The sequence below is a fragment of the Rhizobium sp. R635 genome (assembly GCF_002211285.1).
In the GTDB taxonomy this organism is placed as follows: Bacteria; Pseudomonadota; Alphaproteobacteria; order Rhizobiales; family Rhizobiaceae; genus Rhizobium.
Genome location: NZ_LOKX01000016.1, coordinates 61,022 through 79,442 on the forward strand (window position 1 = coordinate 61,022; position 18,421 = coordinate 79,442).

The following is an 18,421-nucleotide window of genomic DNA, read 5'->3' on the forward strand; positions in this document are numbered from 1 at the left end:
CGTTTCGCCAGCGCTTAGCGCAGCTTCGGGCGCAGGGCAACAATGGCCGCCGCCGTTTCCTCGATCGAGCGGCGGGTGACATCGATCAGCGGCCAGCCGTGACGGGCGCAGAGCGAACGGGCATATTTCAATTCCTCGGAGATCGCGGCGCGATCCGTATAATGTTCGCGGTCGAAGCCTTGCGTCGTCCCGAGGATGCGGTTTTCCCGCACCTGGGAAATGCGGTCGGTTGTGGCGATGAGGCAGACGATCAGCGGCTTCGTTGTGACAAAAAGGCTCTCCGGCAGGGGCACGCCATAGACGATCGGAATGTTCGCCGTCTTGATGCCGCGGTTGGCGAGGTAGATGCTGGTCGGTGTTTTCGAGGTGCGGCTGATGCCGATAATGACCACGTCGGCGTCATTATAATCATCCGGCATCTGGCCGTCATCATGGTCCATGGTGAAATTCAACGCTTCGATGCGCGCGAAGTAACCGGCATTCATCACATGCTGCGCGCCAACCCGACGGCGCGACGGCGCGCCGAGATAGATCTGGAATGCGCCCATGACAGGCTCCAGCACATTGACCGAGGCAACGCCCATTTCGGCGCAGCGCTCATCGATGAGGTTCGCAAGCTCCCGGTCGACGATCGTATAGAGCACGATGCCGGGTGCGTCATCGATCGCCTGGAGAACCGGCAGCAGCTGCTTGCGATTGCGGATCAGCGGATAGACGTGTTCGATCGGCTGAGCCGATCTGAACTGGGCCGATGCGGCGCGGCCGGCGGAGATGAGAGTCTCTCCCGTCGAGTCAGAAATCAGATGCAGATGAAAGAAGTTCGTTCTGTTCTCCACGCTATTTTCCGCTGCCTGTTGAAAAGACTGGATGATGGGGAGCTAAGGCGCCGAGGCGGTCTCGGGCAAGGGAAAACATGCCGCCTTATCCACATTTCGAATTTTGCAAATCGGTTTCATCGAGCCCTGTGGAAGATGGGGAAGAGCTCGATGTCTTTAGAGCAGGTCCACAGCTTATCCACAAGCGCGAAGAAAATCATCGATCCGGAAGCGACTGGAATCATTTTCGGATTCGGCTTCTCCCTGAATTTCGGGCGCAACGGGCGAATCCTTCTGACATTTTTCGACGGTGCGCGACAAATGGCATCGGCAGTGGACGGATTTTAATCCTTGATAGACACCGACTCTAAGAAATAGAAACCTTTTAAAATATCTTTGATTTTTTATAGGGAAGAAGCGCTTGAGCGAAACGCGCCGAAAGATCATGAGGGTTCTCGATGGCGAAAGCCTCTCCCCTCCTCCTCTCTGGCTGATGAGACAGGCAGGACGTTATCTCCCGGAATATAGAGAGACGCGGGCAAAGGCCGGGAGTTTTCTCGATCTCTGCTACACACCCGATCATGCCGTCGAGGTGACATTGCAGCCGATCCGCCGCTATGGCTTCGATGCGGCTATCCTGTTCTCCGATATCCTCGTCATTCCCGATGCGATGAAACGAAACGTCCGCTTCACCGAAGGCCATGGCCCTGAAATGGATCCGATCGATGAAGCCGGTATCGGCAGGTTGGATGGGGAAGGCGTCGTCGATTATCTCCATCCGGTTTTGGAGACCGTACGGCGGCTGCGAGATGCATTGCCTGATGAGACGACGCTGCTCGGCTTTTGCGGTGCGCCCTGGACGGTTGCGACCTACATGATCGCCGGTCACGGCACGCCCGATCAGGCTCCTGCCCGTCTCTTCGCCTATAAGCATCCACGTGCTTTCGAGCGTCTCTTGATGCTGCTGGCGGATGTGTCGGCGGATTACCTCGTCGCCCAGATCGATGCCGGCGCTGATGCTGTGCAGATCTTCGATTCCTGGGCCGGCGTTCTCGGCGAGAGGGAATTCGAGGCTTTTGCGATCAGGCCTGTCGCGCGAATGATCGCTTCGATCAAGTCGCAGCGGCCGCACGCGCGTATCATCGCTTTTGCCAAGGGTGCAGGCTACCAGCTGAAGACCTATCGCCAGAAGACGGGTGCGGATGCGATCGGCCTCGACTGGTCGGTGCCATTGGCCTTTGCTGCCGAGCTTCAGAAAGACGGGCCGGTTCAGGGCAATCTCGATCCGATGCGCGTCGTTGCCGGCGGCAAAGCGCTCGAGGAAGGCATCGACGATATTCTTCAGCATCTCGGCAATGGGCCGCTCATCTTCAATCTCGGTCACGGCATCACGCCGCAGGCGGACCCCGAGCACGTGCGTCTGCTGGTTGACCGCGTGCGAGGCCTGACGTGACGATGGAAAAGCAGACGGACCGCCGGACCGGCGCCTATGCCCGGCGCCGCGCGTATCTTGCGCTGGCCTTCTTCGCGTTGATGGCGGTCGGGCTGTTCGCCTGGAACCCCGACAATCTCTATCTCTGGATCAAGGCGCTTCATATTATCGCGGTCATCTCCTGGATGGCCGGATTGTTTTATATGCCGCGGCTGTTCATCTACCACACCGATGCCGAACCGGGCTCGGTGCAATCGGAGACCTTCAAGGTGATGGAGCGCCGGCTGCTTCGGATCATCATGACGCCGGCGATGATGCTGACCTGGATTTTCGGCCTCTATCTCGCCTGGTCGATCTATGGATTTCAGGGCGGCTGGCTGCATGCCAAGATCGGCCTCGTCGTGCTGTTGACGGCTGTCCATATGTTCTTCAGCCGTGCCGTCAGTGCGTTCGAGCGGGATGAAAACCGTCGCTCGGCACGCTATTGGCGGTTCATGAACGAGGCGCCGACACTGCTGATGATCCTGATCGTGATCCTCGTCGTGGTGAAGCCGTTCTGAGGCGAATCGTGCCTCAGGTTAAATTTGCTTCATTTTAAGCAGCCCCCTTGCGGCGGCGATAACGAGTCGCTATTTTCCGCGCATCTCATCTACGTGGCATGTGTGTAGAGTTCAGTCGTCTGCGAGCCCCTTTCGCAGTACCGAATACGACCCAACATCGCCTTTCCCCTCCAAAATTGAAAAGAGCATTGGTCACTTCATGGCTGAAATGAAGCTTCAGGAACTTAAGAGTAAATCCCCGACGGATCTTCTGGCTTTTGCCGAGTCTCTCGAGGTCGAGAATGCAAGCACGATGCGCAAACAGGAGCTGATGTTTGCAATTCTCAAGATGCTTGCCAGCCAGGATGTGGAAATCATCGGCGAAGGGGTCGTCGAAGTGCTGCAGGACGGTTTCGGCTTCCTGCGTTCCGCCAATGCCAACTATCTGCCGGGTCCTGACGACATTTATATTTCTCCGTCGCAGATCCGCCGTTTCTCGCTGAAGACAGGCGATACTGTGGAAGGGCCGATCCGCGGACCGAAGGAAGGCGAGCGCTATTTCGCGCTGCTCAAGGTCAACACCATCAATTTCGACGATCCGGAAAAGATCCGTCACAAGGTTCATTTCGACAATCTGACGCCGCTCTACCCGAATGAGCGCTTCAAGATGGAACTGGATATTCCGACATCCAAGGATCTGTCGCCGCGTGTGATCGATCTCGTCGCGCCGCTCGGCAAGGGCCAGCGCGGATTGATCGTGGCGCCGCCACGCACCGGTAAGACCGTGCTCTTGCAGAACATCGCGCATTCGATCACGGCAAACCATCCGGAATGCTATCTGATCGTCCTGCTGATCGATGAACGCCCTGAAGAAGTGACCGACATGCAGCGCTCGGTGCGCGGCGAAGTCATCTCCTCGACCTTCGACGAGCCGGCCGTGCGCCACGTTCAGGTTGCCGAGATGGTCATCGAAAAGGCGAAGCGCCTCGTCGAGCACGGGCGCGACGTCGTCATTCTGCTCGATTCGATCACCCGCCTCGGCCGCGCCTACAACACGGTCGTTCCCTCTTCTGGCAAGGTTCTGACCGGCGGCGTCGACGCCAACGCGTTGCAGCGCCCGAAGCGTTTCTTCGGCGCCGCCCGCAATATCGAGGAAGGCGGCTCTCTGACGATCATCGCGACCGCCCTGATCGATACCGGCAGCCGCATGGACGAAGTCATCTTCGAAGAGTTCAAGGGTACCGGCAACTCTGAAATCGTCCTCGACCGCAAGGTTGCAGATAAGCGTATCTTCCCGGCAATGGATATTCTGAAGTCCGGCACGCGTAAGGAAGATCTTCTCGTTCCGCGCCAGGATCTGCAGAAGATCTTCGTGCTCCGCCGCATCCTGGCGCCGATGGGCACGACCGATGCGATCGAGTTCCTCATCGACAAGCTGAAGCAGACGAAGAACAATTCGGATTTCTTCGATTCGATGAATACCTGATCCTTAGCCGGATTCACGTTTCAGAAGCTGGTCGGCATCGTCGTGATGCCGCCAGCTTTTCTGTTTAAGAGAGATCAATTCGGACTCCGACCGTTAAACGACCTAGGCGACATGGCCATTTTTAACGACACCATATATGCCCTTTCGAGCGGGTCACCGCCTGCGGGTGTTTCTGTCGTTCGCATCAGCGGGCCGGCGACCAGGGACGTATTGATGGCTCTCGTCGGATCCGTTCCCGTCGACCGTACTGCATCCTACCGAACGATTCGGACTCGTAACAAAGAACCGATCGATCGCGGTCTGGTGCTATTTTTTCCGGCGCCCAACTCATTTACCGGGGAGGATGTCGCCGAGCTACAGATCCACGGCAGCAAAGCTGTTCTTGCGGCGTTGTTTCAGGCGCTAGAGGGTATTCCCGGCGTTCGGCTGGCAGTCGAAGGCGAGTTCTCGCGGCGGGCCTTCGAAAACGGCAAACTTGATCTTATCGAAGTCGAAGGGCTGGCCGATCTGATCGGCGCCGAAACGGAGATGCAGCGACGTCTTGCTGTCGAACACAGTGCCGGCGGACTTTCAGCCATTTACGATTCGTGGGCGGAACGATTAACGCGCGCGCGGGCACTGATTGAAGCGGAATTGGATTTTCCCGATGAAGACGATGTTCCAGGTTCAGTATCGGATATCGTCTGGGCCGAGATGGAGAAGCTTCGAGGGGATATTGAACAGCATTTGAGCGCAGCTTCGGCGGGCGAGATCATTAGAGATGGTTTCAGGGTGGTCATTGCCGGCGCGCCGAACGCGGGTAAATCGAGCCTGTTGAATGCTTTGGCGCGCCGAGATGTCGCGATCGTTACCGATATCGCCGGGACGACGCGCGATGTGCTCCAGGTAGAGCTCGACATCAATGGTTACCTGGTCAAGCTCTATGATACTGCCGGCCTCCGCGACGCGGATGATCGGGTGGAGATGGAAGGTGTGCGGCGTGCGCGTGTCGCGCTTCGCGATGCCGATCTCGTTTTGCTGCTGATCGACATGACGAACCCGCAGATACCTGCCGACTTGGAGCCCACTTCCCCTCATGTTAGTGTCGGTACGAAGAAAGACCTGATCGATATTCCGCCTGATCAGTATGATCTACAGATTTCGACGGCAACGGGAGATGGCCTGCCGGAACTGCGCCGACTGATCGGCGCTATCGTCGCGGAGCGTTTCGGTGGTTTGTCGATGGCGATTCCCAGCCGGCAACGCCATAAGGATTCGCTTGCGAAATGTTTAGCGGCGCTCGATATGGCAATTTCGCAGATCGACGTGGATCTGGAATTGCGCACTGAGCAGCTTCGGATTGCTGCTGATTATTTGGGTAGGATTACCGGAAGGGTGGATGTCGAGCAGTTGCTCGGCGTGATCTTCTCGGAGTTTTGTATCGGCAAATGATTCACGTGAAACCTTTCGGGCGCCGTTGCTCGTCAGGTTCCACCTGAAACCGCTGCTGAAATGGAGTCTTGGATGACCGATGGTGTCTATGATGTGATTGTAATCGGCGGCGGCCATGCGGGGTCTGAGGCGGCCAGTGCGGCTGCGCGGCTCGGTGCAAGGACCGCGCTTGTGACGCACAGGCGCGACACGATCGGCGTCATGTCCTGCAATCCTGCCATCGGTGGACTCGGAAAGGGCCATCTCGTCCGGGAGATCGACGCAATGGACGGCCTGATGGGCCGTATCGCCGACGCATCAGGCATTCAGTTCAGAATGCTGAACAAGAAGAAGGGTGCGGCGGTCCGGGGACCGCGGACGCAGGCTGATCGAAAGCTCTACCGCCTGGCGATGCTGGCGGCCATCGAGGCGACGCCAGGTCTCGATATCATCGAGGGTGATGCGTTTGACCTTGATGTCGCCGACGGCCGCGTGGCGGGCGTGGTCATGAAGGACGGGCGAAGGTTCAAGACGCCGGCCGTTGTTCTGACGACAGGTACATTTCTTCGCGGCCTTATTCATATCGGTTCGGAAAAGACACCGGCGGGGCGTGTCGGGGAAGCGCCATCGACTGGCCTGTCCGCCACGTTGGCCCGACTGGGCCTGCGGTTGGGACGTTTGAAGACGGGAACGCCGGCGCGGCTGGATGGAAAGACGATCGATTGGCAATCCGTGGGCAGGCAGGGCGCTGACGACGAGCTTGTGCCGTTTTCTTTCATGACTGATCGAATCACCACGCCGCAGATCGATTGCGGAGTGACGAGGACGACCGAGGCGACTCACCGGATTATTGTCGACAACATCATGCGGTCAGCGATGTATTCGGGACAGATTGAGGGCGTCGGTCCCCGTTATTGCCCCTCTATCGAAGACAAGCTCGTGAAATTCGGCGAGCGGGATGGACACCAGGTCTTTCTGGAGCCCGAAGGGCTGGATGATGATACCGTCTACCCGAACGGGATTTCGACGTCGCTGCCGGCGGAGGTCCAGGCCGATTTCATCAGAACTATCCCCGGCCTCGAGGCGGCAAAAATTATCCAGCCGGGGTATGCGATCGAATATGACCATGTCGATCCGAGAGAACTGTCTCCATCCCTTGAGGTCAAGCGCCTGAAAGGCTTGTTCCTGGCCGGCCAGATCAATGGCACGACTGGATATGAAGAGGCGGGAGCTCAAGGCTTGGCTGCCGGTCTGAATGCCGCATTGCTCAGCAGCGATTCGGATCCGTTCCATTTTAGCCGCACGAATTCGTATATCGGAGTGATGATCGACGATCTCACCTCTCGCGGCGTTACGGAGCCGTATCGAATGTTCACGTCGCGAGCGGAATATAGGCTGACATTGCGCGCTGACAACGCGGATATGCGATTGACGCCGCTGGCCATGCAGCTTGGCTGCGCAAGCGCGGAGCGCTGCCATCGGTTCACATCCTATCAGGCGGAAATCGAGAGTGGTCGGGCATTGTTGATGTCGCTGGCGGTGACACCGAATGAAGCACGGCGCGCGGGTTTGAATATCAATCTCGATGGACAACGCCGCAGCGCTTACGACCTGTTATCTTATCCCGATTATGATTTCGCCGAACTCCAACGGGTCTGGCCCGAGTCGATGGGAGCGATTGCGCCCAAGGTCGCGGAGGCGTTGGAGATTGAAGCGGGGTATTCGGTTTATCTCGATCGGCAAGCCACGGCGATTGCCGATCAGCAGCGCGACGAGCAGCGGCAGATACCGTATGATTTCAACTACGCTGCCCTTTCCGGCCTCTCCAATGAACTGAAGGCCAAGCTCGGCGCTGCTCGCCCCGTCAATATTGCCCAGGCCGCTGTCGTTGAAGGAATGACGCCCGCGGCCATCGCACTGTTGCTGGTCCACCTCCGTCGACTGAATTCATCCGAGCGTCATAGCGCCTGACACAAGATCTGAGAGTCCCTCACAATGGAATTAAACGGTTTGCGTGTTTCACGTGAAACACAGGAGCGGCTTCGACACTTCGCGGCGTTGTTTCAGAAGTGGGCGAAAACCATCAATCTGGTGGCGCCGTCGACACTGGATGATTTGTGGAACCGGCACATCGCCGACAGCAGCCAGATCTTCCAGATCCGCCCCAAGCCGGTCACTTGGGTCGACCTGGGAAGTGGGGGCGGTTTTCCCGGCGTGATTACAGCGATTTTTTTGTCGGAGTTGCAGGACGGATGGGTACATCTGGTTGAAAGCAACCACAAGAAAGCGGCTTTTCTCCGAACCGCCCTTCGGGAAACGGACGCACGCGGAAGTGTCCATACCGTTCGGATCGAAGATGCCCCCGCGGAGATCAGCGAATGCAAAGCGATCTCCGCTCGCGCTCTCGCCGATCTGGAAGGTCTCATGGAATATTCAGCCCCATGGATGCTTGACCAGGAAGATTGTCGCGGCTTTTTTCATAAAGGCCGGGATTACCTGAGGGAAATCGACAAAGCACGTGGTCGCTGGGAATTCGATCTGCTAGAACATAAGAGCGCCGTTGAGCAGGAATCCGTTATTCTGGAAATATCGAATCTCCGGCGCTTGGTTTAACAAATCGGATATTGCGGCTATGGCTGGCGAACGACATCGGATAATCACCATCGCAAATCAGAAAGGTGGCGTTGGCAAAACGACCACCGCAATCAACTTGGCAACGGCATTGGCTGCTATTGGCGAACGTGTCCTGATCGTGGATCTCGATCCGCAGGGCAATGCCAGCACCGGTCTCGGTATCGATCGCCGCAATCGCAAGCGTTCTTCCTATGACTTGATGGTTGGCGATCACGGTATCAGCGACGTAACGCTCGAAACCGCGGTGCCCAATCTCTTCATCGTTCCTTCGACGATGGATCTGCTCGGTGTCGAGATGGAGATTGCGCAAGAGAGCGATCGAGTCTTCAAATTGCGCAAAGCCCTTTCGTCGCCGGAAGCAATGGGTTTTTCCTATATTCTTCTGGATTGCCCGCCGTCGTTCAATCTGCTGACGATGAATGCTATGGCTGCCGCCCATTCGGTGCTGGTGCCGCTGCAGTGCGAATTCTTTGCGCTGGAAGGATTGAGTCAGCTGCTGGAAACCGTCAGCCAGGTTCGCCGAACCGTCAATCCGCGGCTGGATATTCAGGGCATCGTGTTGACGATGTTTGATGCCCGCAACAATCTCGCCCAGCAGGTCGTCAACGATGTGCGTACGCATCTCGGTGAGAAAGTTTATCATACGTTAATTCCGCGCAACGTCCGCGTCTCCGAAGCGCCGTCCTATGGCAAGCCTGCTATCCTCTACGATCTGAAATGCGCGGGCAGTCAGGCTTATCTGCAATTGGCTTCCGAGGTCATCCAGCGGGAACGCCAGAGACTGGCTGCTTGATATCATTGCATGAGGTGTTTGGGTCATGAATGACGATGTATCGAAAAGACGCCTGGGTCGAGGCCTTGCGGCGCTGATCGGCGAAATGGATCAGCCGGTCCCAGTGGAAGCCGAGCGGACTGTCAGTGCCGACAGGATGATCCCGATCGAGTTCGTCAGCCGTAACCCTCGCAACCCGCGCCGGTTCTTCGATGATACAGAGTTGCACGATCTTGCCAGCTCCATTCGTCAGCACGGCATCGTTCAGCCGATCGTGGTGCGGACGATGTCGCGGGATCAGTATGAAATCATCGCCGGCGAACGGCGCTGGCGCGCCGCCCAGCTTGCCGGACTGATCGAGATTCCGGTCATCATCCGCGACGTCGACGACAAGACAGCACTCGAAATCGCCATCGTCGAGAACGTACAGCGAGCCGATCTCAATCCGCTCGAAGAGGCGCTGGGATATGAGCAACTGATTGCCGAATATGGCTATACCCAGAACGATCTCGGCGAAATCATCGGCAAAAGCCGCAGCCATGTCGCCAATTCGCTGCGACTGCTGAAATTGCCCGATCCGGTTCGCGATCTGCTCGCGGCCGGAAGCCTGTCGGCGGGGCATGCACGCGCTCTGGTCTCGACACCCGACCCGGCCAGCCTCGCCCGCACCATCGTTGCCAAGGGCATGTCGGTGCGCGATGCAGAAAAGCTCGCGCAAAACAACATCAAAGCTCAATCGGAACCGCAACAGCCGGCTTCAAGGCGCGAGCAGAAGGATTCCGACACCGTGGCTCTGGAGCGCACGCTTTCCGATGCGCTTGGCCTTGAGGTTTCGATCAACCACAAGACAAGCGGCGGGCAGATCAAGATTTCCTACAAATCTCTGGAGCAGCTCGAAGAGATCTGCCGCTTGCTCGAACGACGCTAAAGGCGTCGCATAAAACTCAATTCCTGCGACGCGCTTGAGTTGTTGTTTTATGCGATTCCGCCATCCCGGAACTTCCGCACCTTCCGGGTGATATGGATCGGTCAAGCCGATTTACGACCGGACTGAAGGGTGGTCGACAGAAGCGTTTGCATCGCAACGCTGTCCTCCAACACCTGCCGTCGTCTGCTTTGCAGGATCGCGGCCTGCAGGCGATTGGATTCACGGGCGATGCTTTCGGCGCTCCATTGGCGTAAAGCCTGCTCGATGATCGGCTTGCGGCGAAAATGCAAATGCCGGCCCATCGTCTGCATGATTTGCGGGGCCTGCAGGCGCTTTTCTTCCATCTCGGCGCGCATCATGTCCAGAAGCTGGAATTGCTTCAAGCAAGCCTGCAGCACCAGAAAAATCGCGGTTTTCGAGCTGCTGATCTTCTGCATGGCATGGAGAAAGGCATTCAAATCACCACTCAGAATGGCGTCGACGGCATCGTCAACCGAAATCGCACTGGCATCGCCGATTATTTCGGTAACGTGATGTTCTTCTATGGTATTCAGACCACGGCAATAAAGCGCGAGCTTGCGGACTTCGTTGCGTGAAGCGATGCGATCGCCGCCTATCAATGCGACCAGCGCCTGGCGTGCGGCTGGCGTAATGCCGAGCTTCTCTGCGCCGAGTTCGGCATCGATCAATCCGTTCAGGGCGCGGCTGTCATCGGCGTAAGAGGGGATGGTCATTACAGACCGCGCGCTTTCCGCGGTCTTGCGAAGCAGGGATCCCTTTTTGAGGTCACCGGCCTCCACGATCAAATGGGCCGCTTCGAGCGGCTTTTCGGACAGCAGCGCCAACGAATCGACAAGATATTTTTCGTTGGCGGCACCGCGGATCCAGATCAGTTTTTCACCGCCGAACAGGCCGATCGACTGGGCCTCGTCGACCAGCCTTCCGGGGTCCTTCTGCAGGTCGCCGATATCGAGTTTCGTCAGCGAGAAAGGATCATCGAGCGCGACACCCGTCTTGCCGGCAAGCAGGCCCGCGCGCTCGGAGACGAGGCCGCGGTCCGGTCCGTAAATGACGAAAATCCGATAGTTCTGCGCCGATTTCTGCAGAAAGCTTTCGAATTCGTGGGACTTTATCTCCGCCACATCTCCGCCCTCAACGGCTGAGGGCGGCGGCGATATCGGCTCCTACGAATTCCGCTGCCTGATCCGCCGCGCGGTTTTCGGCATCACGAATTGCCCTTTGCTTGGCAAATTCCTGTTCGGAGAAATCCACTAGCGCCGTCGCCTGGCGGCTACCGGCCTTGATGACATGATTGTCGGACGTCGCGCGCAGCGTATAGGTGATGTTGACGGTCACACGACCGGCTCGCGACGTATCGCCAGATTCTTGGAGCAGCGTATCGGCAACCCCCGACGTGGCGCGCATTTCGACCAGATATTGCGGGTTTACCGCTTCGCCGGCGCCGCGTGACGCCAGGAAGATCAGGCGATTGCGAACCTGCTGTTCGACCCGGCTGCTTGCCTCGGAAAAACCGACAGAGGAAAGCTTTTCCACCACACCGGACTGCTCCGAATAAAGCGGCCGGACCTGGCAGGCTGAGAGGAAAGCCGCGGAGGCAAGGATCATGGCGATGCCGGCGTGGCGCGCCAGCTTGCAAGCGATATCAGACGACAATGTTCACAATCCTTTGGGGAACCACGATGATCTTCTTCGGTGCCTGCCCGTTCAGCGCGCTCTTCACCGCCTCGAGATCCAGCACGGCGTTGGTGACGGCATTCTGATCTGCGTCGCGAGAAATTGTCAATTCAGCGCGTTTCTTGCCGTTGATCTGCACGGGCAGAATGACGTCGTTCTCCATGACCAGCGTTTCGTCGTAACGCGGCCAGCTCGTGCGGGCCAGCAGGTCGGTATTGCCGAGCACGGCCCAGCATTCTTCGGCAAGATGCGGCGTCATCGGCGCGACGAGCTGGACGAGGATTTCGGCAGCGTCACGCACGGCCGCGCGATAGCCGGCATCGCCCTCGCCTGCCGCAACCCTTGTCAGCGGCGCGGCGAGCGCGTTGACGAGTTCATAGATACGCGCGACGGCCTTGTTGAACCAGAGCTTGTCATAGTCGTTCTGCACGGCCTTCAGCGTCTTGTGTGCCGCCTGCGAGATCGGCAGTGCTTCGCCGTCGGTGGCGGCAGCAGGCGTTACGGCTGCGAGCGCGTCAGCGGCCTCGGAAATCAGCCGCCACAGGCGCTGGGTGAAGCGATGGGCGCCTTCGACGCCGGCTTCCGACCAGATGACGTCGCGCTCCGGCGGAGAGTCCGACAGAACGAAGAAACGGGCGGTATCGGCGCCGTAGGAGGCGATGATATCGTCTGGATCGACGACGTTCTTCTTCGATTTCGACATCTTCTCGATCGAGCCGATGGCGATTTCCTCGCCTGATGTCAGCAGGAAAGCGCGCCGTTTGCCGTCGAGTTCCTCGATGCGGATATCGGCTGGCGCCACCCATTCCCGGCCGGCGCCAGCACCACGGCTATAGGTTTCATGGACGACCATGCCTTGGGTGAAGAGGCCCTTGAAGGGCTCCGTGGCTGCGACGTGACCGGTCTCGCGCATGGCGCGGGTGAAGAAACGGGAATAGAGCAGATGCAGGATCGCATGCTCGATGCCGCCGATATACTGGTCGACCGGCAGCCAACGGTTAGCCGCCTCAGGATCGGTGGGCTTGCCCTCCCAGGGTGCCGTGAACCGCGTGAAATACCAGCTCGAATCGACGAAAGTATCCATCGTATCCGTTTCCCGGCGTGCGTCCTTACCGCAGTTCGGGCAGGAGACATGACGCCAGGTGGGATGGCGGTCGAGCGGGTTTCCGGGCTGATCGAAGGTCACATCGTCAGGCAGCTTGACCGGCAGATCCTTCTTCGGCACCGGCACGACGCCGCAGGTCTCGCAATGGATGACCGGGATCGGGCAGCCCCAATAGCGCTGACGCGAAATGCCCCAGTCGCGCAGACGGAAATTGACCTTCCGCTCGCCCTGTGGCGCATTGCCGAGCGAGGCGGCTGACAGCTGGTCGGCGACGACATTGAAAGCCTCTTCCGTCGTCTTGCCGTCGAGAAAGCGCGAATTGATCATGACGCCGTCGCCGTCATAGGCGGTGTCGCCGACGGAGAAGCTTGCGGCATCGCCATCCCTAGGCATGACCACAGCCACGACCGGCAGGCCGTATTTCCGTGCGAAATCCAGGTCGCGCTGATCACCGGACGGGCAGCCGAAGATGGCGCCCGTGCCGTAATCCATCAGCACGAAATTGGCGATATAGACGGGCAGCTCCCAGGAAGGATCGAGCGGATGGCGGACGCGGATGCCGGTATCCAGGCCCTTCTTTTCGGCGGTCTCGAGCGCGGCGAGCGAAGTGCCGGCGCGCCGGCATTCCTCGCAGAAGGCCTCGATCTCGGGATTCTTGGCGGCGGCATCCTTCGCCAGCGGATGATCGGCGGCGATCGCCAGGAAGGAGGCGCCGAAAAGTGTGTCCGGCCGGGTCGTATAGACGGTGATTTCGGTCTCGCCGGCCGGTGCCGTTTCCGGCACGATCTCCCAGCGGATCGTCAGGCCTTCCGAGCGGCCGATCCAGTTCTTCTGCATCAGGCGAACTTTTTCCGGCCACTGGTCGAGCGTATCCAGCGCGTCCAGCAGGTCCTGGCTGAAGTCGGTGATCTTGAAGAACCATTGCGTCAGTTCACGCTGTTCGACCAGCGCGCCGGAACGCCAGCCGCGGCCGTCGATCACCTGTTCGTTGGCAAGCACGGTGTTGTCGACAGGGTCCCAATTGACCTTCGACTGCTTGCGGTAGACCAGACCCTTCTCCAGGAAATCCAGGAAGAGATGCTGCTGGTGCTGGTAATATTCGACGTCGCAGGTGGCGAATTCGCGGCTCCAATCCAGGGAAAGCCCCATGGCCTTCAGCTGCGCTTTCATCGAGGCGATGTTCTGATAGGTCCAGGAAGCGGGATGGACACCGCGCTCCATGGCGGCGTTTTCCGCCGGCATGCCGAAGGCGTCCCAGCCCATCGGATGCAGGACGTTATAGCCGCGGGCACGCTTGTAGCGGGCGACGACGTCGCCCATGGCGTAGTTGCGGACATGGCCCATGTGAATGCGCCCCGATGGATAGGGGAACATCTCGAGGACGTAATATTTTTCGCGCGGATCTGAATTGTCGGTCTCGAAGACCTTGTCTTCGTTCCATTTCTGCTGCCAGCGGGGCTCGGCGTCGCGCGGATTATAACGTTCGGTGGCCATGGTATTCGAAATTCCGGAAAATCAGGGGAGTTGGCCGAGACCTTCACCATGAAACCACCGTAGCGTCAAGTTTTGCAGGCGCTGCAAGCGTCCGATCTTCATCAGGCCGAAGCGATTTCGCCAGAGCGGGTCTTGGCAAGCACAGAATGGCTGGCTAGTTCATTGCCATTCTTTTCACTGAGATATGTCGAGGCAGAACGATGGAACTTCAAGAGCGGTTGAACGACGTGCGCTCGCGGATCGCGGCCGGAGAACGCCAGGCAGGCCGCCCCGCTGGTTCCGTTCAGCTCGTTGCCGTGTCGAAGACGTTCGAGGCGGATGCGATCCGCCCGGCCATCGACGCCGGGCAGCGGGTCTTCGGCGAGAACCGGGTGCAGGAAAGCCAGGGCAAATGGCCTGATCTGAAGGCTGCGCATCCCGATATCGAACTGCATCTGATCGGGCCGCTGCAATCGAACAAGGCGGCGGATGCGGTGGCGCTTTTCGATGTCATCGAGACGGTGGACCGCGAAAAGATCGCCCGCGCCCTTGCCGACGAGATGAAGCGGCAAGGCAAGACCCCGCAGCTCTACGTCCAGGTCAATACCGGGCTGGAACCGCAGAAGGCGGGCATCGCTCCCGAGGATACGCCTAGTTTCGTCGCACTCTGCCGTGATGAGCTCGGTCTGTCCATCGACGGCTTGATGTGCATTCCGCCGGCCGAGGAAAATCCGGGGCCGCATTTCGCGCTTTTGGCTAGGCTCGCACTGAAATGCGGCGTTGAAAAACTCTCCATGGGCATGTCGGGCGATTACGAGACGGCGATCGCCTTCGGCGCCACCAGCGTGCGTGTCGGATCGGCAATTTTCGGCGCGCGCTGACACTGCTTTGGTCGGGCTTCCCGTCCTCCCCTACCCCGCCTAAATTGATAGGCAGGTTTGCGATGTCCCGGGGAGGAGCAGATGCAGAATGGCTATCATCAGGCCTATGCCGCCTGGAAACATGATCCGGAAGCCTTCTGGCGAGAAGCCGCCGCCGATATCGACTGGTTCAAGCCGCCGGAGCGGATATTTTCGACCGATGACGGCGTCTATGGCCGCTGGTTTCCGGGGGCCGAGACCAATAGCTGTCACAATTGCCTGGACCGGCATGTGGCGGCCGGACGCGGCGGCGAGACGGCGATCCTCTTCGACAGCGCGATGACCGGCGAGAAACGCCGTTTCACCTATGAGGAGGCGCTTGGCGAGGTGAAGGCCATCGCCGCGACACTGCTCGAGTTCGGCGTCGGCCAGGGCGACCGTGTGATCCTCTACATGCCGATGGTGCCCCAGGCGGTGTTTTCCATGCTTGCCTGCGCCCGTATCGGTGCGGTGCATTCCGTCGTTTTCGGCGGGTTTGCCGCCAGCGAGCTTGCGGCGCGCATCGACGACAGCGGGGCGAGGCTGATGATCACCGCGAGCTGCGGGCTCGAGCCCGGCCGCATCGTTGCCTACAAGCCATTGGTCGACCAGGCGATCGAGATCGCGCGGGTAAAGCCGGAGCACTGCCTGGTGCTGCAGCGGCCCGAGCTTCGGGCAGATCTCGCCAGCGGCCGCGATCAGGATTTCGAGGTTGCTGTCGCGCGCCATCGCGGCGTCGAGGTCGCCTGCGTTTCCGTCAAGGCGACCGATCCGCTCTACATCCTCTACACATCAGGCACGACGGGCCAGCCGAAGGGCGTCGTGCGCGACAATGGCGGCCATATGGTCGCGCTCAGCTGGTCGATGCGGAATATCTATGGCCTGAAGCCGGGCGAGGTTTTCTGGACGGCTTCCGATATCGGCTGGGTCGTCGGCCATTCCTATATCGTCTATGCCCCGCTGATCACCGGCGTGACGACGCTGATCTTCGAGGGAAAGCCGGTCGGCACCCCGGATGCCGGCGCGTTCTGGCGGATCGTTTCGGAATACAAGGTGCGGGTGCTCTTCACGGCGCCGACCGCATTCCGCGCCATCCGGCGGGAGGATGGAGAGGGCGAGTTGCTGCGCCGATATCCGATGCCGGATTTCCGGGCGCTGTTTCTCGCCGGCGAGAGGGCTGATCCGGAGACGCTGAAATGGGCGGAGCGCATGCTTGGCGTGCCCGTGATCGATCACTGGTGGCAGACGGAGACTGGCTGGCCGATCGCCGCAAACCCGCTCGGTCTCGGCGCCCTTCCCGTCAAGCACGGTTCGCCGACGCTGCCGATGCCCGGTTACGACATCGCGGTGCTCGACGATGCCGGCCACCCGACCGAAGCGGGTATACTCGGCAATATCGTCATAAAGCTTCCCTTGCCGCCGGGCTGCCTGCCGACCCTCTGGAACGCGGATGATCGTTTCCGGTCGGCCTATCTCGATGAGTTTCCCGGCTACTACAAGACCGCCGATGCCGGCTATGTCGACGAGGATGGCTACCTCTTCATCATGTCGCGCACCGACGACATCATCAATTGCGCCGGTCATCGGCTTTCGACAGGGGCCATGGAAGAGGTCTGCGCGCGCCATCCCGACGTCGCGGAATGCGCGGTCATCGGCGTGATCGATGCGCTGAAGGGCCAGGCCCCCTGTGGTTTCCTGGTGCTGAAACGGGATGTTTCCCGTGAAACGGCTGTGATCGAATCAGAGGTGGTGGCGATGATTCGCGAATCGATCGGGCCTGTCGCGGCCTTCAAAACGGCCATCACCGTTAACCGATTGCCGAAGACGCGCTCGGGCAAGATCCTGCGTGGAACGATGCAGAAAATTGCCGACGGCATACCCTGGAGAATGCCTGCTACCATTGACGATCCGGCGATTTTGGAGGAGATCGCCGAGGCGCTGCGCAAGCGGGGTTTCGGCTCCCTGCCGATGTGAAATTAAACTTTCCGAAAGCCTAATTGAGAAATTGTTAACCATATCGCGCAAGGATTTGTTAACGGCAATGGCTTGCATAGCAGGCTTTGCATGACGCGGTCGCCGTTACCGGCTTAGTCCGGAATGCCCTTTCTCTAAGATTGTGGAACGGATCATGACAAGCATCCTCACCAACAACGCTGCCATGGCAGCGCTGCAGACTTTGCGCGGTGTAAACGATAGCCTCAAGGACACCCAGGGTCGCGTTTCCTCGGGTTATCGTGTGGAAAAAGCGGCAGACAACGCCGCCTACTGGTCGATCGCAACGACCATGCGTTCTGACAACAAGGCGCTTTCGGCCGTCTCCGACGCGCTCGGGCTCGGCGCCGCCAAGGTCGATACCGCCTATTCGGCCATGGACAGCGCGCTCGACGTCGTCAGCGAAATCAAGGCGAAGATCGTTGCCGCCACGGAAAAAGGCGTCGACAAAACGAAGATCCAGCAGGAACTCGACCAGCTGCAGGAGCAACTGCTCAGCATCGCCCAATCGGCCTCCTTCTCCGGTGAAAACTGGGTTGCCGGCGCTTCCGGCACGAAGAGCGTCGTCTCCTCCTTCGTTCGTGACGGCAGCAATGCCGTTTCGGTGAAGATGACGGATTATGTGCTGAATTCCGGCACACTCGGGAACGTGCTCTTCGGCATGACGTCCACCGGTGCGATCGAGACCACCAGCGGCATTATCGGAACCGCTTTCAACGGGACCTATGGCGGCACGGTCATCGTCATGCCGTCGATCTATGCGCTCGACATTTCCAATTTCACGCAGGGTCAGCTCGATTCAGCCCTGACCGGCATCGAACTGGTGCTCGGCGCCATGACCGCCGCCGGCTCGGCTCTCGGTTCGATCTCGACCCGCATCCAGCTGCAGGAGACTTTCGTCAGCGGCCTTCACGATTCCATCGACTCGGGCATCGGTCGCCTGGTCGATGCCGATATGGAAGAGGAATCGAGCAAGCTCTCCGCGTTGCAGACTCAGCAGCAGCTTGGCATCCAGTCACTTTCGATCGCCAATAACTCGGCGCAGAACATCCTCACCCTGTTCCGGAGCTGACCCGAAACAGCAATTCTCAACAAAAAACCCCGCCGGGCAGGACTGAACTGACCCCGTAAAGTTGGACGGTTTATTGGCTGGGATTATTTAAGGGCTGAGTCCTGTATTGAACAGGGCTCAGCCCTTTGAGTTTTAGCCTGATGCGATCGTTGTTGTAATACCGAATATA

General features: G+C 59.0%; 17 protein-coding genes. 12 read left to right on the forward strand and 5 right to left on the reverse strand.

The features are described from left to right. Nucleotides 1-14: 14 nt before the first annotated feature. The gene (locus ATY78_RS14665) at nt 15-836 is read right to left on the reverse strand and encodes a pyruvate, water dikinase regulatory protein (protein ID WP_088683049.1); all 822 of its coding nucleotides are present in this window, start codon (nt 834-836) and stop codon (nt 15-17) included. Nucleotides 837-986: 150 nt separating this feature from the next. On the opposite strand from ATY78_RS14665, the gene ATY78_RS28875 reads away from it, so the two are divergent. From ATY78_RS28875 to ATY78_RS14710, 9 genes are all read left to right on the forward strand, one after another. After that, nucleotides 987-1,163 carry a hypothetical protein gene (locus tag ATY78_RS28875; RefSeq protein WP_245313581.1) on the forward strand — a complete coding sequence of 59 codons (177 nt, stop codon included), beginning with the start codon at nt 987-989 and terminating at the stop codon, nt 1,161-1,163. Nucleotides 1,164-1,236: 73 nt separating this feature from the next. Then, nucleotides 1,237-2,268, forward strand: a complete 1,032-nt coding sequence (hemE, locus tag ATY78_RS14675; protein WP_088683050.1) for a uroporphyrinogen decarboxylase — start codon at nt 1,237-1,239, stop codon at nt 2,266-2,268. 2 nt (nt 2,269-2,270) lie between these two features. Further along, nucleotides 2,271-2,807, forward strand: a complete 537-nt coding sequence (gene hemJ / locus ATY78_RS14680; protein ID WP_088683051.1) for a protoporphyrinogen oxidase HemJ — start codon at nt 2,271-2,273, stop codon at nt 2,805-2,807. Between the two features lie 199 nt (nt 2,808-3,006). After that, on the forward strand, nt 3,007-4,272 hold the full coding sequence (gene rho / locus ATY78_RS14685) for a transcription termination factor Rho (protein ID WP_003571435.1): 1,266 nt from the start codon (nt 3,007-3,009) through the stop codon (nt 4,270-4,272). Nucleotides 4,273-4,383: 111 nt separating this feature from the next. After that, the gene (mnmE, locus tag ATY78_RS14690) at nt 4,384-5,703 is read left to right on the forward strand and encodes a tRNA uridine-5-carboxymethylaminomethyl(34) synthesis GTPase MnmE (RefSeq protein WP_088683066.1); all 1,320 of its coding nucleotides are present in this window, start codon (nt 4,384-4,386) and stop codon (nt 5,701-5,703) included. A 72-nt stretch (nt 5,704-5,775) separates the two neighbouring features. Continuing rightward, nucleotides 5,776-7,653, forward strand: a complete 1,878-nt coding sequence (gene mnmG / locus ATY78_RS14695) for a tRNA uridine-5-carboxymethylaminomethyl(34) synthesis enzyme MnmG (protein ID WP_088683067.1) — start codon at nt 5,776-5,778, stop codon at nt 7,651-7,653. Nucleotides 7,654-7,677: 24 nt separating this feature from the next. Further along, the gene (rsmG, locus tag ATY78_RS14700; RefSeq protein WP_088683052.1) at nt 7,678-8,295 is read left to right on the forward strand and encodes a 16S rRNA (guanine(527)-N(7))-methyltransferase RsmG; all 618 of its coding nucleotides are present in this window, start codon (nt 7,678-7,680) and stop codon (nt 8,293-8,295) included. Between the two features lie 19 nt (nt 8,296-8,314). After that, a complete protein-coding gene (locus tag ATY78_RS14705; RefSeq protein ID WP_088683053.1) occupies nt 8,315-9,109 on the forward strand; it encodes a ParA family protein in 795 nt (264 codons plus the stop codon). 25 nt (nt 9,110-9,134) lie between these two features. Beyond that, nucleotides 9,135-10,016 (forward strand): ParB/RepB/Spo0J family partition protein, encoded by an 882-nt coding sequence (locus ATY78_RS14710; protein ID WP_088683054.1) that lies wholly within the window; start codon nt 9,135-9,137, stop codon nt 10,014-10,016. A 101-nt stretch (nt 10,017-10,117) separates the two neighbouring features. Here the strand turns inward: ATY78_RS14710 and holA are convergent, their stop codons facing one another. From holA to leuS, 3 genes are read right to left on the reverse strand one after another with little or no spacing between them, the layout of a single operon-like run. Beyond that, nucleotides 10,118-11,158, reverse strand: a complete 1,041-nt coding sequence (gene holA, locus ATY78_RS14715) for a DNA polymerase III subunit delta (RefSeq protein WP_088683055.1) — start codon at nt 11,156-11,158, stop codon at nt 10,118-10,120. Between the two features lie 10 nt (nt 11,159-11,168). Next, nucleotides 11,169-11,690 (reverse strand): LPS assembly lipoprotein LptE, encoded by a 522-nt coding sequence (lptE, locus tag ATY78_RS14720; RefSeq protein WP_088683056.1) that lies wholly within the window; start codon nt 11,688-11,690, stop codon nt 11,169-11,171. Further along, nucleotides 11,680-14,310, reverse strand: coding sequence for a leucine--tRNA ligase (gene leuS / locus ATY78_RS14725; protein ID WP_088683057.1), 2,631 nt, complete (start codon nt 14,308-14,310; stop codon nt 11,680-11,682). The genes lptE and leuS overlap by 11 nt, the downstream gene beginning before the upstream one ends. A gap of 200 nt (nt 14,311-14,510) precedes the next feature. Between leuS and ATY78_RS14730 the strand changes: the two genes are divergently transcribed. The 3 genes from ATY78_RS14730 (at nt 14,511) to ATY78_RS14740 (ending at nt 18,252) form a co-directional block, all read left to right on the forward strand. Next, nucleotides 14,511-15,170, forward strand: a complete 660-nt coding sequence (locus ATY78_RS14730; protein ID WP_088683058.1) for a YggS family pyridoxal phosphate-dependent enzyme — start codon at nt 14,511-14,513, stop codon at nt 15,168-15,170. 81 nt (nt 15,171-15,251) lie between these two features. After that, a complete protein-coding gene (locus ATY78_RS14735) occupies nt 15,252-17,162 on the forward strand; it encodes a propionyl-CoA synthetase (RefSeq protein WP_088683059.1) in 1,911 nt (636 codons plus the stop codon). 154 nt (nt 17,163-17,316) lie between these two features. Then, the gene (locus tag ATY78_RS14740; protein WP_088683060.1) at nt 17,317-18,252 is read left to right on the forward strand and encodes a flagellin; all 936 of its coding nucleotides are present in this window, start codon (nt 17,317-17,319) and stop codon (nt 18,250-18,252) included. A gap of 70 nt (nt 18,253-18,322) precedes the next feature. On the opposite strand, the gene ATY78_RS14745 is transcribed toward ATY78_RS14740, so the two are convergent. Then, a partial coding sequence (locus ATY78_RS14745) for an IS3 family transposase (protein ID WP_141105615.1) occupies nt 18,323-18,421 on the reverse strand: 99 nt, incomplete at its 5' end.

What these genes read in the sequence shown, in the direction of transcription:
- ATY78_RS28875 (WP_245313581.1), top strand. Translation starts at nt 987, where the DNA reads ATGTCTTTAGAGCAGGTCCACAGCTTATCCACAAGCGCGAAGAAAATC.
- hemJ (WP_088683051.1), top strand. Translation starts at nt 2,271, where the DNA reads ATGGAAAAGCAGACGGACCGCCGGACCGGCGCCTATGCCCGGCGCCGC.
- rho (WP_003571435.1), top strand. Translation starts at nt 3,007, where the DNA reads ATGGCTGAAATGAAGCTTCAGGAACTTAAGAGTAAATCCCCGACGGAT.
- mnmE (WP_088683066.1), top strand. Translation starts at nt 4,384, where the DNA reads ATGGCCATTTTTAACGACACCATATATGCCCTTTCGAGCGGGTCACCG.
- mnmG (WP_088683067.1), top strand. Translation starts at nt 5,776, where the DNA reads ATGACCGATGGTGTCTATGATGTGATTGTAATCGGCGGCGGCCATGCG.
- rsmG (WP_088683052.1), top strand. Translation starts at nt 7,678, where the DNA reads ATGGAATTAAACGGTTTGCGTGTTTCACGTGAAACACAGGAGCGGCTT.
- ATY78_RS14705 (WP_088683053.1), top strand. Translation starts at nt 8,315, where the DNA reads ATGGCTGGCGAACGACATCGGATAATCACCATCGCAAATCAGAAAGGT.
- ATY78_RS14710 (WP_088683054.1), top strand. Translation starts at nt 9,135, where the DNA reads ATGAATGACGATGTATCGAAAAGACGCCTGGGTCGAGGCCTTGCGGCG.
- leuS (WP_088683057.1), bottom strand. Translation starts at nt 14,310, where the DNA reads ATGGCCACCGAACGTTATAATCCGCGCGACGCCGAGCCCCGCTGGCAG.
- ATY78_RS14730 (WP_088683058.1), top strand. Translation starts at nt 14,511, where the DNA reads ATGGAACTTCAAGAGCGGTTGAACGACGTGCGCTCGCGGATCGCGGCC.
- ATY78_RS14735 (WP_088683059.1), top strand. Translation starts at nt 15,252, where the DNA reads ATGCAGAATGGCTATCATCAGGCCTATGCCGCCTGGAAACATGATCCG.
- ATY78_RS14740 (WP_088683060.1), top strand. Translation starts at nt 17,317, where the DNA reads ATGACAAGCATCCTCACCAACAACGCTGCCATGGCAGCGCTGCAGACT.